Origin of the sequence: Antarctobacter sp. (assembly GCF_034670325.1) — a bacterium.
In the GTDB taxonomy this organism is placed as follows: Bacteria; Pseudomonadota; Alphaproteobacteria; order Rhodobacterales; family Rhodobacteraceae; genus Antarctobacter.
Genome location: NZ_JAXMNR010000001.1, coordinates 811,540 through 827,393, shown reverse-complemented (window position 1 = coordinate 827,393; position 15,854 = coordinate 811,540). Strand labels below are relative to the sequence as shown.

At 61.3% G+C, this 15,854-nt stretch carries 17 protein-coding genes; 12 read left to right on the top strand and 5 right to left on the bottom strand.

The window, feature by feature from the left end:
- Positions 1 to 41: 41 nt before the first annotated feature.
- Positions 42 to 761 carry a uroporphyrinogen-III synthase gene (locus VOI21_RS03995; protein ID WP_323767917.1) on the bottom strand — a complete coding sequence of 240 codons (720 nt, stop codon included), beginning with the start codon at positions 759 to 761 and terminating at the stop codon, positions 42 to 44.
- A gap of 73 nt (positions 762 to 834) precedes the next feature.
- Here VOI21_RS03995 and tsaD point away from each other — a divergent pair, with 73 nt between their 5' ends.
- From tsaD to VOI21_RS03970, 5 genes are all read left to right on the top strand, one after another.
- On the top strand, positions 835 to 1,914 hold the full coding sequence (gene tsaD / locus VOI21_RS03990; protein ID WP_323767915.1) for a tRNA (adenosine(37)-N6)-threonylcarbamoyltransferase complex transferase subunit TsaD: 1,080 nt from the start codon (positions 835 to 837) through the stop codon (positions 1,912 to 1,914).
- The gene (locus VOI21_RS03985; RefSeq protein WP_323767913.1) at positions 1,911 to 2,861 is read left to right on the top strand and encodes an NAD(P)H-dependent glycerol-3-phosphate dehydrogenase; all 951 of its coding nucleotides are present in this window, start codon (positions 1,911 to 1,913) and stop codon (positions 2,859 to 2,861) included. Before tsaD ends, VOI21_RS03985 begins: the two co-directional genes overlap by 4 nt.
- Position 2,862: 1 nt before the next feature.
- Positions 2,863 to 3,129: a YciI family protein gene (locus VOI21_RS03980; protein WP_323767911.1), complete on the top strand. Its 267-nt coding sequence runs from the start codon at positions 2,863 to 2,865 to the stop codon at positions 3,127 to 3,129.
- Positions 3,129 to 3,548, top strand: coding sequence for an EVE domain-containing protein (locus VOI21_RS03975; protein WP_323767909.1), 420 nt, complete (start codon positions 3,129 to 3,131; stop codon positions 3,546 to 3,548). Before VOI21_RS03980 ends, VOI21_RS03975 begins: the two co-directional genes overlap by 1 nt.
- Before the next feature lie 179 nt (positions 3,549 to 3,727).
- Positions 3,728 to 4,123, top strand: coding sequence for a DUF1761 domain-containing protein (locus VOI21_RS03970; RefSeq protein ID WP_323768430.1), 396 nt, complete (start codon positions 3,728 to 3,730; stop codon positions 4,121 to 4,123).
- A 270-nt stretch (positions 4,124 to 4,393) separates the two neighbouring features.
- On the opposite strand, the gene VOI21_RS03965 is transcribed toward VOI21_RS03970, so the two are convergent.
- On the bottom strand, positions 4,394 to 4,735 hold the full coding sequence (locus VOI21_RS03965) for a DUF2853 family protein (protein ID WP_323767907.1): 342 nt from the start codon (positions 4,733 to 4,735) through the stop codon (positions 4,394 to 4,396).
- Positions 4,736 to 5,087: 352 nt separating this feature from the next.
- Here VOI21_RS03965 and VOI21_RS03960 point away from each other — a divergent pair, with 352 nt between their 5' ends.
- Both VOI21_RS03960 and VOI21_RS03955 read left to right on the top strand, forming a co-directional pair.
- On the top strand, positions 5,088 to 5,699 hold the full coding sequence (locus VOI21_RS03960) for an HD domain-containing protein (protein ID WP_323767905.1): 612 nt from the start codon (positions 5,088 to 5,090) through the stop codon (positions 5,697 to 5,699).
- A 73-nt stretch (positions 5,700 to 5,772) separates the two neighbouring features.
- On the top strand, positions 5,773 to 8,028 hold the full coding sequence (locus tag VOI21_RS03955; RefSeq protein ID WP_323767903.1) for a response regulator: 2,256 nt from the start codon (positions 5,773 to 5,775) through the stop codon (positions 8,026 to 8,028).
- Positions 8,029 to 8,047: 19 nt separating this feature from the next.
- Here VOI21_RS03955 and ahcY read toward each other — a convergent pair whose 3' ends face one another.
- A complete protein-coding gene (gene ahcY / locus VOI21_RS03950) occupies positions 8,048 to 9,436 on the bottom strand; it encodes an adenosylhomocysteinase (protein ID WP_323767902.1) in 1,389 nt (462 codons plus the stop codon).
- A 117-nt stretch (positions 9,437 to 9,553) separates the two neighbouring features.
- Here ahcY and VOI21_RS03945 point away from each other — a divergent pair, with 117 nt between their 5' ends.
- The 3 genes from VOI21_RS03945 to VOI21_RS03935 are packed head-to-tail and all read left to right on the top strand — an operon-like array spanning position 9,554 to position 11,345.
- Complete coding sequence (locus tag VOI21_RS03945; protein ID WP_323767900.1) at positions 9,554 to 10,252, top strand: FkbM family methyltransferase; 699 nt, start codon at positions 9,554 to 9,556, stop codon at positions 10,250 to 10,252.
- 8 nt (positions 10,253 to 10,260) lie between these two features.
- Positions 10,261 to 10,860 carry an HD family hydrolase gene (locus VOI21_RS03940; RefSeq protein ID WP_323767897.1) on the top strand — a complete coding sequence of 200 codons (600 nt, stop codon included), beginning with the start codon at positions 10,261 to 10,263 and terminating at the stop codon, positions 10,858 to 10,860.
- A 41-nt stretch (positions 10,861 to 10,901) separates the two neighbouring features.
- Positions 10,902 to 11,345, top strand: coding sequence for a GNAT family N-acetyltransferase (locus VOI21_RS03935; protein WP_323768428.1), 444 nt, complete (start codon positions 10,902 to 10,904; stop codon positions 11,343 to 11,345).
- 121 nt (positions 11,346 to 11,466) lie between these two features.
- Here VOI21_RS03935 and VOI21_RS03930 read toward each other — a convergent pair whose 3' ends face one another.
- Both VOI21_RS03930 and VOI21_RS03925 read right to left on the bottom strand, forming a co-directional pair.
- A complete protein-coding gene (locus VOI21_RS03930; RefSeq protein ID WP_323767895.1) occupies positions 11,467 to 12,021 on the bottom strand; it encodes an ActR/PrrA/RegA family redox response regulator transcription factor in 555 nt (184 codons plus the stop codon).
- A gap of 79 nt (positions 12,022 to 12,100) precedes the next feature.
- On the bottom strand, positions 12,101 to 12,724 hold the full coding sequence (locus VOI21_RS03925; protein WP_323767893.1) for an SCO family protein: 624 nt from the start codon (positions 12,722 to 12,724) through the stop codon (positions 12,101 to 12,103).
- A gap of 76 nt (positions 12,725 to 12,800) precedes the next feature.
- Between VOI21_RS03925 and regB the strand changes: the two genes are divergently transcribed.
- Complete coding sequence (gene regB / locus VOI21_RS03920; RefSeq protein ID WP_323767891.1) at positions 12,801 to 14,198, top strand: sensor histidine kinase RegB; 1,398 nt, start codon at positions 12,801 to 12,803, stop codon at positions 14,196 to 14,198.
- Between the two features lie 99 nt (positions 14,199 to 14,297).
- Complete coding sequence (locus tag VOI21_RS03915) at positions 14,298 to 15,815, top strand: PAS-domain containing protein (protein ID WP_323767889.1); 1,518 nt, start codon at positions 14,298 to 14,300, stop codon at positions 15,813 to 15,815.
- The last annotated feature ends 39 nt before the right edge of the window (positions 15,816 to 15,854 follow it).

Below are 15,854 nucleotides of genomic sequence, written 5' to 3'. Positions count from 1 at the left end.
TGTTCCCCTCGCATACCAACGGTCCACATAGAACGACCGAATCAATAATCTCCTGCCAGCGCCCGCTTCAGGAGGTCCGAGACAACCTCCCTCATTGCCTCCGACTCGGGCCGCTCAGCCACTTTCAGGTCCCGTTTATGCAGCGGCCTGAGCGCGTTGACCACAGCTTCGCTCATTGCCGCGACAAGAAGAGGCGCTTGTGCGCGTTCTTGCGCCAGCAATTTGCCCGTCCGGGGGGAAAAGACCGGCACGACAACGGGCACCGTCCCCATCAGCGCAGCGCGTGCCTGTTCCGACATGGGCAGCGCCGGTTGGTCGTAGATCACCGCCGAATTGCAGCCTACTCCGGCCAGCGACAAGCGTTGCGCCACGTCGCCCCGCGTATGCCGCCCGTGCAGGTGCAACAGCGGCGCGGGCGTTTCGTGGGCGGTCAGCATGGCGACAAGGTCATCCGCCGTGCCGTCGGCGCTTTGCGCCCGCATACCTGCCGCCTCTGCCGCGCCGGCGGTTGTCTTCCCCACCGTGTAGGCGGGCAAATCGCACCGACCGCCCAGCGCCTGCCAAGCCTCGACACCAATGGCAGAGGTAAAGATCAGGCCCCTGACTGCGGAGGCATCCGGCAGCGGCCCGGTCACATCGATCCGGAACAGTGGAGAGATCACCGGCTCGAATTGCAGCCCGAGCGCCCTCAATTCCTCTGCAAACCGCATCGAGGCAGGCGCTGGTCGGGTCAGGAGGAGAACGGGCAGCGGTCCGGGCATCGGGCCTCCGGGATTGTGGCGCGCGCCGGGTGGTGCTACCTGCAAGCGCCATAAGACGCAACGGGAACTCCTGATGTCCGCTCCCCTGATCCTTGGTCTGGAAAGCAGCTGCGACGACAGCGCCGCCGCCCTGCTGCGCGGGCGGTCGGTGCTGGCATCCGTCGTGAAGGGGCAGTCAGAATTACACGCGAGTTTCGGCGGCGTCGTGCCGGAAATCGCCGCGCGTGCCCATGCCGAACGTCTGGATCTGTGCGTCGAAGAGGCACTGGCCAAGGCCGGCGTGATCTTGCCGGACGTCGAAGCCATCGCGGTGACGGCGGGGCCGGGCCTGATCGGCGGCGTGCTGTCGGGCGTGATGCTGGCCAAGGGGCTGGCCACCGGGCTGAAGGTGCCGCTGGTGGGCGTGAACCACCTTGCCGGACACGCGCTGACGCCCCGCTTGACCGATGACTTGACCTATCCCTATCTGATGTTGCTGGTCTCTGGCGGGCACTGCCAGTTTCTGATCGTGCGCGGGGTCGAGGACTTTACCCGTCTTGGCGGCACCATCGACGATGCACCGGGTGAGGCATTCGACAAGACCGCGCGCCTGCTGGGTTTGCCGCAACCCGGCGGCCCATCGGTCGAGGCCACCGCGCAAGAGGGCGATGAGAAACGCTTTCGCTTTCCGCGTCCGCTGCTGGACCGGCTCGGATGTGACCTGTCGTTCTCTGGGTTGAAGACCGCGCTTTTGCGGCAGCGGGATCAGTTGGTCGCCGAACAAGGCGGACTGCATCGTCAGGATGTGGCCGACCTCTGCGCCGGGTTTCAGGCGGCGGTGCGCGACGTGCTGGCGCAAAAGGCACGGCGGGCAATTGCGGCGTATTTGGACCAGAACCCGACAGAGCCCGCGCTGGCCGTGGCCGGCGGTGTCGCCGCAAACCTGACGCTGCGCAGCGCGCTAGAGACGCTTTGCGCCGAGACCGGGCTGCGGTTCACCGCACCGCCCTTGCGGCTGTGCACCGACAACGCGGCGATGATCGCCTATGCGGGCGGCGAATTGCTGGCGGCGGGTGTGACACACGACATGGGGCTGTCCGCACGGCCCCGCTGGCCTTTGGATCGGCTGGCGGCACCGCTGGTGGGGTCGGGCAAGAAGGGGGCCAAGGCATGAGCGTCGCGGTCCTTGGCGCGGGGGCCTTTGGCACGGCGTTGGCCGTGGCGCTGTCGCGCAAGGGACCGGTGGCTCTTTGGGCGCGAAACGCAGGGTCCTTGATGGACACCCGGCAAAGCCCGCGCCTGCCGAACGTGCCTCTGCCCGACGCCGTGGCGATCACCGACGATCTGGATCGGGCAACCGCCTGCAAAACGCTGCTGCTGTCGGTACCGATGCAGCAGCTTTCCGGTCTGCTGGACCGGATCACCACGCCAATGCAAGGCCACGCCTTGGTTGCCTGTTGCAAGGGGATCGACCTGACCGAAGGCGTCGGCCCCTCTGCCCTGATCGCGCGCCACCAGCCTGACGCGACACCCGCCGTTCTGACGGGCCCCAGCTTTGCAGCCGATATCGCGCGTGGGCTACCCACGGCGCTGACACTGGCTTGCGGGGACGGGGCCACCGGGCGCGGCCTGCAAGCGCAACTCTCGACCCCGGTCCTGCGCCTGTATCGCAGCGACGACATGATTGGCGCAGAACTGGGCGGCGCGCTGAAAAACGTCATCGCCATAGCCTGCGGGGCCTGCATTGGCGCAGGGCTGGGCGACAGCGCCCGCGCCGCCTTGATGACGCGCGGCTTTGCCGAGATGGTGCGGCTGGCCACGGCATTGGGGGCGCAAGCCGACACCCTTGCCGGACTGTCCGGTCTTGGCGACCTGACGCTGACCTGTACCTCTGACCTGTCGCGCAACTTTCGCTACGGGTTGGCGCTGGGTCGTGGCGAACCGTTCGACCCCGCCGTGACCGTCGAGGGGGCCGCCACCGCACAGGCCGCCGCGCGGCTGGCGCAGGACCACGCCCTTCCTCTGCCCGTCTGCGCCGCCGTGTCGGACCTGACACAAGGCCGCTTGACCGTACGCCAAGCGATGGACACCCTCCTTTCAAGACCTCTCAAGGATGAATGACATGCTGATTGCCCTGATTGCCCACGACAAACCCGGCGCCCTGCAGATCCGAAAGGACACGCGCGACGCGCATCTGGAATACCTCAAGGCCACCAATGTCTCGCAGGCCGGTCCGCTGCTGGACGATGAAGGCGGCATGATCGGCTCGCTGATCGTCCTCGACGTGGCGGACATGGCGGCCGCCAATGAGTGGGCCGCAAATGACCCCTACGCCAAGGCCGGTCTGTTTGAGAACGTCACCCTGACCGCGTGGAAAAAGGTGATCTGATGCGCTATTGGCTGTTCAAGTCCGAGCCGTCCACCTGGTCCTGGGACGACCAGCGCGCCAAGGGCGACGCGGGTGAGGAATGGGACGGGGTGCGCAACTATCAGGCGCGCAACTTCATGCGCGAGATGGAATTGGGCGACCGGGGCTTTTTCTACCACTCGCAAAAGGAAAAGGCGATTGTCGGCACTGTCGAGGTGATCGCCAAGGCCCACCCGGACAGCAGCACAGACGATGACCGCTGGGAATGTGTGGACATCAAGGCGCTGGAAACGGCGCAAACACCCGTCACGCTGGATGACATCAAGGCCGATCCACGGCTGTCCGAGATGGTGTTGATCAAGAACTCTCGCCTGTCGGTTCAGCCGGTTTCAGAAGACGAGTGGCGGGTGATCTGCGGCCTGGCCGGGCTGCCCCTCTGATCTTTGCCCAGACCCTTGGCACCCGATCCCAAGGCCATGCGGCTCTTCAGACCAGTTGAAGCAAGCAGGGATTTCGCGCACTGTTGCGGCGTTCGCGCGGTGCGCCGGACCTGTATCCGCCTCTTGAAACCGTGCCGCAGACCTGTTGTGCAACCGGGATCTGGAGCCGTCTCACCATGTTGGAAATCGTAAACACACTTGTCGCCGCCGCGGTCGCCTTTGCCGCTGGCGCGGTCTGGTACATGAAGCTTGCGGACCCGTGGATGACGGCGGCAGGCGTACAACGCGACGCCTCGGGCCAGCCCGAGGGTGGCCAGAACCCGATGATCCTTGCCTTTACCTTTGTCATGCAACTGGTCGTCGCCGGCATGATGCGCCATGTCTTTGCTTCCAGCGGGATCGACTCGGTCGGTGGCGGGCTGCTTTCGGGGCTTGGGATCGGGTTGTTCTTCATCACGCCCTGGATCGCGATCAACAATGCCAATGCCATGCGACCGCCGATGCTGACCATGATCGACGGCGGCTATGCGACCGTGGCCTGCGGATTGATGGGAATCGTGTTGACGCTGTTCTGACCAGCGGTGCCATGAAGGCAAAAAATGGAGGGTTCCAGCATAGCCAGAACCCTCCGCTCACCCACGTGCTCCCAACGCACCACACGTGTAACGAATTCTTTGGTTCCGACCTTCTGGTCAGTCATTTAGAAGATACGGCCCGGAGTGCCGCAACGCAAATCCATTGTCCCGGCAATTTCCCTCAAATTCCTACGGCATTTGCGCGAGCTTTGGGCGGCAAACGAAAAAGGCCCCCGTCCGACGGGGGCCTTGGCAATAGGGCTTCAGCGATCAGCCGTAGACCGATTCCTTGCCGAAATGCTTGGTCAGCATGTAATAGATCACGGCGCGGTATTTGTTGCGCTCGGACTTGCCGTAGGTTTCGACGACCTTGTTGATAGCTTCCATCAGTTCTGGACCATCGGCCAGACCCAGCTTTTTGACCAGGAAGTTGTCTTTGACAGTAGCCAGTTCCTGCTCCTGCGAGGAGGCGACGGTGGACGCATCCGCGTTATAGATGGCCGGACCGCAGCCGATTGTGACCTTGGTCAAAAGAGCCATGTCCGGGTCCATCCCGCACTTGGTCTTTAGATCTTCGGCATACTTGGCGATCAGTTCGTCGCGTTTTCCCATGTTCACTCCCACTGTCCTGCGCGGTTTGTACCAGACGCATTGTTTGCTGATTTCCGGCCAAAACCGGCCGTACGTGTGCATGGTGACCGCACAAGCAGGTCGATGGCAAGGGAAATGGCGGCGATAAGTTCCCCGTGGCCCGGAACAGCCGATGGCCCGCGCGCCCAGTTCAAGTGGCCCGTGCAGTCAGAAGGCGTGCCCTCGTAAACGGTCAGCAAGGGTATGGGACAGACCTGTCCCGATGCACCGGGATCTTGCGTTTCGCGCTGAAATCGGCCCCTTTTGAGTTCAAGTCTCGCCCACCGGCGTTCCTTGCCGGATCTTCGACCCCCTTTTGGCAAGGGAGCCAAACATGACTGAATCCCGCACCGTCAGCTTTACCCAGATGAAAGACGGCACCAGAGAGGACTATGAGCTTCTCGAAAAGCTGGAGAAACCCTATCTCTCCCTGACGCCCGACAGGGTGCTGGAAGAGTTGCGCCGACAGGGCGATGTGTCGCTGGAGGGCTATCGCATCACGCGGCTGACCCACGGGCTGCAATCCGCCTCGCGGGCAGAGCGTGACGGTGCCGATATCGACTGGATCGTGGGCGCGCTGCTACACGATGTGGGTGACGGGTTGGCCCCTCAGAATCATGACCGCTTTTCCGCCGAAGTTATCCGTCCCTTCGTGCGATGGGACGTGGCCTGGGTGGTAGAACACCACGGCATTTTCCAGAGCTATTATTACGGTCATCACTATGGCTGGGACCGCAATGCGCGTGACAGGTTCAAGGATCACCCCTGTTTCGAAAGCTGTGCCACCTTTTGCGAACGGTGGGACCAATCAAGTTTCGACCCCGATTATGACACCCTGCCACTGGCGCATTTTGAGCCCCTCGTGCGGCAGGTCTTTGCCAGAAAAGCCTATGACCCCGGGGTGATGCGCGAGGGATTCGTCTCGGCCCTGACCGGATTCACCTGAAACGTTCTATCGTTGAACACCCGTTAACCGGGCTTGGCTAGGGTCGCGACACGTCACGCGACCTTTGGATGTCATGGCCCGTACACTGATCGTTATCGTTCTGACCCTCACGGGTTTGGTGACCTGTCTTTGGCAGGGAAACCGACTTGCGCATGACACAGCTGAACAGGAACTGGCACTGAGGGCAGAGACCTGGGCGCAAATGTGGGTAAAGCACATTGGCAACGAAAGCGGTCTCTTAGACGCGCTTTTGCAGGGCGGACAGGTGACCGAGGATCATTGGTCGCGCATCGGTGCTGCTGTGCACAACGACAATGTTTTCCGCTTCAAGCTTTTTGATGCTCAGGGCCGACTGCTCTATGACAGCGAGGATGGCACCCAGATGCGTACCCATGCGCCTGTCGCACATGCCAGCACCTCCAAAAGCGCGGGCCTGACGACCGCGATCCAGTCGCGCCAGCCGGTGACCAATCTATTTTCCGGTGTCGGCCGCGACCGTCCGCCGAATTATGCGGAATCCTACCTGCCCATTATCAATGGCCCCACTTTAATGGCCATTTTGGAAGTATACACCGACGTCAGCTTTGCCGCGCAGCAAACACGCCCGCTGTTCCGCAATCTGGTTCTGTCTGTCGGTCTTTTGATGGTGTCGGGGATGCTGCTCCCGCTTGGCTTCCTATTAGTGTTCTGGCTTCAATTGCAAAAATCGAACCGGCGATTGCAGGTCTCGCGGCAGCACGCCGAAGATGCCGAACGTACAAAAGCCGAATTTCTCGCCAATATGAGCCATGAGATCAGGACGCCGATGAACGGCGTGATCGCCATGTCGGAACTGCTGGAACAAAGTTCGCTTGATGACGAACAGCGCAGCCTGACAAGAACCATCACCCAGTCCTCTGTCGCGCTCCTGTCGATCATCAACGACATCCTTGATTTTTCCAAGGTTGAGGCGGGCAAGATGCGGGTTCACGAAGAAAGCTTTGACCTGCTGGCGGTGGTGCACGACGCAGCAGCGCTGTTTTCTCCCGTCGCGGCGGCCAAATCCGTGGAGGTGGCCATCGAATGCACTCTCGCACCACCGTTTTTCGTGGTGTCAGATCCGGCTCGCTTGCGGCAATGTCTTCTGAACGTCATCGGCAACGCGGTGAAGTTCACTTTGGCGGGCCATGTCCACATCTGGATCGGCCAGACCGAAATGGGTGAGGTGTCGATCAAGGTCACAGACACCGGAGTCGGGATTGCCGAGGACATGCTTGACCATGTCTTTGAGGAATTCTCACAGATCGAGGACGGGCGCACCCGGCGGTTCGAGGGCACCGGCCTTGGCCTTGCAATCACCTTGCGACTGACCCGTTTGTTGGGTGGAACGCTGACCGCACGGTCGCGCAAGGGTGTCGGCTCCGTGTTCGAATTCCGCTTTCCCTTTCCCACCGCACAAGCGCCCGCTCAGGAAAAACGATACTGGTCAACGGCCACCGCACGGCTTTCCGGGCACCGCGTCATGGTGGTCGAAGGGTTCGACATCAATCGCCGCGCCCTGCGCACAATGTTGGAATTTCTTGACGTCAAACCCGTCTTCGCGCGTGACAGCCAAGGTGCCAAAAGCCTGCTGTCCGCATTGACCCGGCAACGCACGCCGCCAGACCTGTGTCTCATCGACGGGGCCATCGGCGGCACGTCACATGGGGCCCTGCGCAAAGACCTAGAGCAGATATCAGGCGGGGGACGCATGCCTTGCGTTCTGATGGTTGGAGCCAGACAAGAGGTGTCAAGCGACCGGCTGAAAGCGCTTGGCTACGCAACGGTCCTGCGCAAACCTCTGGATATGCACGGGCTTGCGGCGGTTCTCTGCGGTGCACTTGGCGCTCCGCTGGATGCCACTCCGGCAACGGAAGACACCGAGCGCGACACAAACAAACGACCACTTGCAGGCAAAACCGTTCTGGTGGCCGAAGACAACGCCACCAACCGACTGGTCATCCAAAAACTGCTCGCCGGATCGGGGGCAACGCTGGAGATGGCCACAAATGGAGAAGAGGCGTTCGAACGCTATCAGCGGCTGCGGCCCGATCTTGTCCTGATGGACGTGTCGATGCCGGTCATGAACGGATACGAAGCCACACGGCACATCCGCGCCCTTGAAGCACAGGCTAACCTTGCCGCCTGTCCCATCGTGGCTTTGACAGCGAATGCCCTGCCCGAAGACGAAAACGCCTGCCGTGAGGCAGGCATGTCCGACTTTCTGACCAAACCTGTGCGTCGGGCGGAACTGCTCGACACCTTGGATGGGTGGCTGCTGCCGCAGGACGTAAGGGCGCGGGCGGTGTAACCGTCCGCGCCCTGCCACCTCAGTAGCGGTAATGCTCAGGCTTGAAGGGGCCTTCGGGTTTGACGCCGATATAGCTGGCTTGCTCTGCGGTCAGCGCGCTCAGCTTGACGCCGATGCGGTCCAGATGCAGGCGCGCAACCTTTTCATCCAGATGCTTGGGCAGGATGTAGACCTGATTTTTGTAGTTGTCGCCGTTCTTGAACAGCTCAATCTGCGCCAGAACCTGATTGGTAAAGGACGCGGACATGACAAAGGACGGGTGACCGGTGGCGTTGCCAAGGTTCAGCAAACGGCCCTCGGACAGCAGGATGATGCGGTGCCCGTTGGGCATCTCGATCATGTCCACCTGTTCCTTGATGTTGGTCCACTTGTGGTTCTTGAGCGCGGCAACCTGAATCTCATTGTCGAAATGGCCGATGTTGCCGACGATCGCCATATCCTTCATCTCGCGCATGTGCTCGATGCGGATCACGTCCTTGTTGCCAGTGGTGGTGACAAAGATATCAGCGGTGGCAACCACGTCTTCGAGCGGGGCAACCTGATAGCCGTCCATCGCCGCCTGCAACGCGCAGATCGGGTCGATTTCGGTCACGATCACGCGGGCGCCTGCGCCGGACAGAGACGCGGCAGAGCCTTTGCCCACGTCACCGTAGCCGCAGACCACAGCAACCTTACCCGCCATCATGGTGTCGGTGGCGCGGCGGATGCCATCGACCAGCGATTCCTTGCAGCCGTACTTGTTGTCGAACTTAGACTTGGTGACGCTGTCGTTCACGTTGATCGCCGGGAAGGGCAGCAGACCATCGCGCACCAGTTGGTAGAGGCGGTTCACGCCGGTGGTGGTTTCCTCGGACACGCCCATGATCTGGTCGCGGACCTTGGTGAACCAACCCGGGCTAGCGGCCATGCGCTTGGCGATCTGCTTTTTGATGACTTCCTCTTCTTCAGAGGTCGGCACGGCAATCACTTCCTCACCGGCTTCGGCGCGCGCGCCCAGCAGGACGTACAGGGTGGCGTCGCCGCCATCGTCGAGGATCATGTTCGGGCCGTCTTCGAACATGAAGGATTTGTCGAGGTAATCCCAATGCTCTTCCAGCGTCTGGCCCTTGATCGCAAAAACCGGAACACCGCTTGCCGCAATTGCCGAGGCGGCGTGGTCCTGCGTCGAAAAGATGTTGCACGAGGCCCAGCGCACATCGGCACCCAGCGCCACCAGCGTCTCGATCAGCACAGCGGTCTGGATCGTCATGTGCAAGGAGCCGACAATGCGCGCGCCCTTGAGCGGTTGTTCCGCGCCGTATTCGGCACGCAGGGCCATCAGGCCCGGCATTTCCGTCTCAGCAATGTCGAGCTCTTTGCGCCCGAACTCTGCCAGCGAAATGTCCTTAACAATATAGTCTTTTGTCATGTGGCCATGCTCCTGTGCCGCATATGCGGGATGCGACCCCGTACCAAAGCGGGCTATGATTGACAACAAGCCGGGATGTCATATTGAGAACGCGGTTTAAGGCCGGGGTGAAAGCTGATGGAATTTGAGCATCGCATCTGCGTGAATGAGTACGGCTTTTATTGCGTGCCGGATGCCTACGCGAAACGTGAAATCCCGAAAATCCTTTCGCAAGGCGGGGTTTATGAGCCCAACACCCTGTCCCTGATGGCGCGGCGCGCGCTGGGCGGTGATATCGTAACCGGCGGCGCGTTTATCGGCGATTTCTTTCCGGCCCTCGCCCGCGCCGTGGCACCCGGATCCCGGGTTGTCAGTTTTGAACCCAATCCACTCAGCTTTGCCGCCGCGCAGCGCACAATTGCGCTGAACGGATTGGGCAACGTCGATCTTGCGCCCGTCGCGGTGGGCGAGACGTCCGGCACCTTGCACCTGCAACTGGCGCGTGAAGGCGGCAGCGCCACGGCGGCCCGCGCCAAGATTGTCGAGACGGCGGATGAGGGTGAGACTGTCCCGGTCGAGGTTGTCACGCTCGACGATCTCTGCCCGGCAGACCGCATTGTGTCGATCTTGCATCTGGATGTGGAAGGCCACGAAAAACCCGCCCTGCTTGGCGCGCGGCGGATGATCGAACAAAACGCCCCGATGATCGTGCTGGAGGCTGACCGTCCGTGGCAACGCGGCATGTACGCCGAGTTTCTGGCCGAACAGTTCCCCGGACAGGGCTATGTCATGTGCGGCGGGATGGAACGGAACGTCTTTTTCATCGCGCAAGGTTGAGACAGAGTATGGCCCGCACACCCCGCGCTTGGCAACGAATGCTGTCCGGTCGCAGGCTGGACCTGCTGGACCCGACACCGGTCGATATAGAGATTGAGGACATCGCCCACGGTCTTGCCTTTGTGGCGCGCTGGAACGGACAAACGCGGGGAGACTATGCCTATTCCGTCGCCGAACATTCGCTGCTGGTTGAGGTGATCTTTGGCAGGCTTTGCCCGCAGGCGCGCCCGGCAGAGCGTCTGACCGCGCTGCTGCATGATGCCCCGGAATACGTGATCGGGGACATGATTTCTCCGGTGAAGGCGGCAGTGGGTCCCGGCTATGAAGAGTTGGACAAACGGCTGGCAGCCGCGATCCACATCCGCTTTGGTCTGCCTGCGATGACACCCCAACGACTGAAGAAACAGATCAAGAAGGCCGACCGCATCAGCGCATGGATGGAGGCCACGCAGATCGCCGGCTTCACCCGCAGCGAGGCGGACAAGTTCTTTGGCGCGCCGGATCTGGACATGATCGCCGATCTGCAAATTCACCTGCGACCGCCGGTGGACGTCCGCGAGGATTTCACCGCGCGCCACGCGGCTCTGCTGCGGGAGATGCCAAAGTGACGATCACCGTTCGCAAGGCCGGATCGCTGGACGCCCGCCCAATGGCCGGCTTGCTGAACGAGATCATAGAAGCGGGCGGCACAACCGCAATCATTCGCCCGGTGACGGCCGATGACTTGCGTACCTGGATGACGCGCAGGCCCGAGCGCGCCGCCTGGCATCTGGCCGAGAACGAGGGTGGGGCGGTCATGGGCTTTCAATGGATCGAACCGGCAGACTACCTGCCCGTCGACGCCGCCGAGATCGCAACGTTCGCCCGGCTGGGGCAGACCGGACTTGGCATCGGTTCAGCGCTCTTTCGTGCGACGGAAAAAGCCGCCCGTACGCTGGGCTATCAGTGGATCAACGCCAACATTCGGGCCGACAACGCGGGCGGTCTGGCCTATTACCAGAGCCGTGGATTTGAAGACTACGGCAAGAAGACAGGCGTGCGGCTGGAAGATGGCCAGACTGTCGACAAGGTGCTGAAACGTTACGATCTCTGAACGCGCGCACAAGCCCGCACACCACCGTCTATCAGGTGCTCCTGCCCAGCGGCCCGTTCCGCCCCGCGGTCCGGATATATTTCGACTGGCTCAGGGCGACAATGGCGCACCCTGTCGCCACCTAGCGCGGAGAGCGTTTCGCCAATATGCGCTGCAACGTCCGACGATGCATGTTCAGACGACGCGCGGTTTCCGACACGTTGCGGTCACACAACTCATACACCCGCTGGATATGTTCCCAGCGCACGCGATCCGCGCTCATAGGATTTTCCGGCGGCGGCGGCAGGTCGTCGCCCTTGGCCAACAGCGCATTGGTAATGTCATTCGCATCGGCGGGTTTGGACAGATAGTCCGTCGCGCCGATCTTGACCGCTGCAACGGCTGTGGCAATTGCGCCATAGCCGGTCAGGACAACCACCCGGCAATCCGGACGCTTGTCGCGCAGCACCTCGACCACGTCGAGCCCATTGCCGTCCTCAAGCCGCAGGTCGCACACCGCGTAGGCGGGCGGGCGGGCCGTGGCGATGGCGGTGCCTGCGGCAACCGATCCGGCCAATTCGACCTCGAAGCCACGCTTTTCCATGGCCTTGGCCAATCGCCTCAAGAACGGTTCGTCGTCATCAACCAGGAGAAGAGACCTGTCATCCCCAAGTTCTTCGATGCTGCGTTCCGCCAAGAGCTTTCCTCCTCACCGCCGGTGCGTGAAGTCGAGTATTAGCCGCGTAAACCTTGCTGGTCAAACGCATCTATTGCAGTCAAGATGCATTGATGTAGCAGGCCACCCGATCAGCCATTTCCTCAGGCGTCACTTCGCGTCGGAAGAAGTCGACAAAGCCCACTTCCGGTAGCACCAGATATGTAAAGGTGGAGTGGTCGACGAGGTAATATTCGGGGTCACCGTCTTCCTGTTTGCGGTAGTAGGTGCGGTAGGCTTGGCTGGCCGCTTTGACCTGTTCAGGCGACCCTGTAAGCCCAATCATGCGTTCATGCACCAATTCCGCAAACTCGCCCACGACCTCCGGGGTGTCGCGGTCAGGGTCGATCGAGATAAAGACCGGCGTCACGCTGTAGCCGCGTTCGGTCAGCACATCGACTGCCTCGGCGTTGCGCGCGGTATCGAAGGGGCAGACGTCCGGACAAAAGGTGTAACCAAAATACACCAGGCTAGGCTCTTTGATCACCTCTTTGTCGGTGACTGTCTCACCGGATTTATTCACCAAAGTGAACGGCCCACCGATCTGTTCGGCGCCTCCGGCGATACGGCTGGTGCGGCATTGGGCATAGGGATCACCCGAGGCATTGCGCTGCGAGGCGTACCAGACGCCACCGCTGACGGCGACCAGTGCTGCGAAGGCGGCGATTGCGGCAAGACGCTGCATGACTTTCTCTCTCCGGAATGTTTTAGCTTTAGCTATCTATTGGGTGGCGGGACACAAGAGGGACGAAAGGGCGCAGATGGCGCAGGGGGACCTGGGACTGATCGGCGATGAGCAACGCAGCAACTGGATTCGCCTCCGGACGATGATCCTTTTGCGCTGGTTCGCGGTGATTGGCCAGTTGACGGCAATCACAATTGCGCAGCGCCTGTACAACCTGCAACTGGAACTCGGTCTTTGCTATCTTGCAGTAGGCGTCTCGATTGTCGGCAACCTGATCGCGATCTCGGTCTTTCCCGAAAACAAGCGGCTCAGCGAAACCGAGAACTTCATGATGGTGATGTTCGACCTGCTGCAACTGTGTTTCCTGCTGTACCTGACAGGCGGGCTGCACAATCCCTTCTCGCTGTTGGTCTTGGGTCCGGTCACGGTGTCGGCGGCGGTGCTTAGCCTGCGGTCGACATTTCTGCTTGGCCTGACCGCGTTTGTGCTGGTCTCCGGTATGGTCTACTACCACCTGCCGCTGCGCACAGAGCAGGGTTTTGTCCTGCGTATTCCCGACATTTTCGTTTATGGACAATGGGTTGCCATCACAATTGCACTGATCTTTATCTCTGTCTATTCGCGTCGCATCAGCCGTGAGATGAATTCGATGTCCGACGCGCTGGCCGCGACCCAAATGGCGCTGGCACGCGCGCAAAAACTCAACGATCTGGGGGGCGTGGTGGCGGCTGCGGCGCATGAACTGGGCACCCCTCTGGCGACCATCAAACTGGCCTCTTCGGAACTGGCCGAGGAACTGGACGACCACCCCGAACTGCGCGACGACGCCTTGCTGATCCGCGAACAGGCCGACCGCTGCCGCGATATCCTGCGCAGCATGGGCCGCGCCGGAAAGGATGACCTGCACATGCGGCAAGCCCCTCTGGTCGAGGTGATCCGCGAGGCCGCTGAACCGCATCAGGATCGTGGCAAGGAAGTCCTGATAGAAGACGGCCCCGGCCCAGGTGGGGAATACACCCAGCCACAGATCCTGCGTCGCCCCGAGGTGATCCACGGTTTGCGCAACCTGATCCAGAACGCCGTCGACTTTGCGCGCACTCGTGTCTGGGTCGAAGCGATGTGGACCGATGACGTGGTGTCGATCCGCATCATCGACGACGGTCGCGGCTTTCCGCAGCATCTGATTGGCCGCATCGGAGACCCCTTCGTGCGACGCCGCCGCAGCGAAAGCGAAAAACGCGCCCGACCGGAGTATGAGGGCATGGGGCTTGGGTTGTTTATCGCCAAGACGCTGCTTGAACGAACTGGGGCAGAGCTCAGCTTTGCCAACGGGACCGACCCCTACACAACCTCCGTCGATCAGGCAGAGCGCCGCGGCGCAATTGTCGAAGTGGCTTGGCCAAGAAGCAAGATTGTGGCCGAACCGCCCAAACCCGGCACCCCCCTGGGGGATAACCGACCGATTGAGATATAAACGTGAATTTTCCGCAAACGTTGATTGGTTAACTTCAAATTAACCAAAGCAAACTCACAGTTTTCACAGGTGATAGGAAACAGGGGACGAGGAAAGGCGTTGGAGGATTATCTCATTCTGGCAATCGGGGCTGGCACCGCTGCGGCGTTCCTCGTTGTTGTCCTGATCTTTCTCGCTCTGCGACCGAAACGATCATCGCGACTGCACGTCGGGATTCCCGAAACGGTGTTGCTCTTCCGGAATGGCGAAGTTGTCGATCACACGCCGGATGCGGCCGAACTGTTCAATCGAACCATCCTGACAGGCATGGGCTGGGACGAGGTGCGTGAGGCGCTTTCACCCGGCTTTCCGGATCTTCCCGGGAACCTGCCCGACCACTTGTTGACGTGGTCCTCGCCCAACGTCCCGAACGCCGAGCTTTTGGCGGAACCGTCGGGCTCCCGCCTGCACCTGCGGCTACGGTGCACACCAGAAGGTGCCGCAAACCTGTTCCGCGCCCGGTGCCAGACCGATGAACACAGTCGGCTGGTCGATCTGTCGCGCAACGCGCCGGACGCGCTCTGGCAAACGGATCTCGACGGAAACCTGTTGTGGAACAACGATGCCTACGACGAATTGTGTCAGGACGCAGGAAAATCGGCAGAGGATTCCAGTCCGATTGATCTGAAACTGCCGGCGACACGCGCCGAACGGACAACCCGCGTCAGCGTAAAACCCGACGGCCAGCCACAGCGCTGGTTCGAGGTGGTTTCGCGGCCCGTGCACGACGGATGGATGCACTACGCCACCAGTATTGACAGTCTGGTGAATGCCGAGATGGCGCAGCGGAATTTTGTCCAGACCCTGACCAAGACTTTTGCCCATCTGCCCATCGGGCTTGCCGTCTTTGATCGCGACCGGCAGCTTGTGCTGTTCAACCCGGCGTTGGTCGATCTGACCCATCTGCCGGTGGATTTCCTGTCGGCCAAACCCAACTTGCTCAGCTTTTTCGATCACATGCGCGAAAACCGCATGATGCCAGAGCCCAAGAACTACGCGTCATGGCGTGACAAGCTGTATGACGTGGTGTCTGCTGCGCGCGAAGACCGCTACTGCGAGACCTGGAACCTGCCGTCTGGCCTGACCTACAAAATCACCGGACGTCCGCATCCCGATGGCGCCGTCGCGTTCCTGATCGAGGATATCAGCGCCGAAATCTCGCTTACCCGCCGCTTCCGTTCGGAACTGGAACTGACCCAATCCGTGCTCGATTGTTTCGAAGATGCCGTCGCCGTGTTCTCTCGCCTTGGCGTGCTGACCTTCTCAAACGCGGCGTATCGGGCGCAGTGGGAATGTGATCCGGACAGCGCCTTTACCGAGATCACCATCGTCGATGCCACCAAGGATTGGCAGCAGGCCTGCGACGCCAGCCCCATCTGGCCGGACCTGCGCGAGTTCGTGCTGACGCTGCGGGACCGACAAGGCTTTGAGGCGGATCTGATCCGCAAGACCGGCGAACCGATGCGCTGCGTCGTACAGCCGGTGGCCGCCGGTGCGACCCTTGTCCGTTTTTCCACCGTTGCGGCACTGTCAGAGCATCAACTGCCCCACCAAAAAGAACATCGCGCCGTCGGCTGAAGCAGCTTGCAGCGCCGCGCGGCACTTGTATCCTCCGCG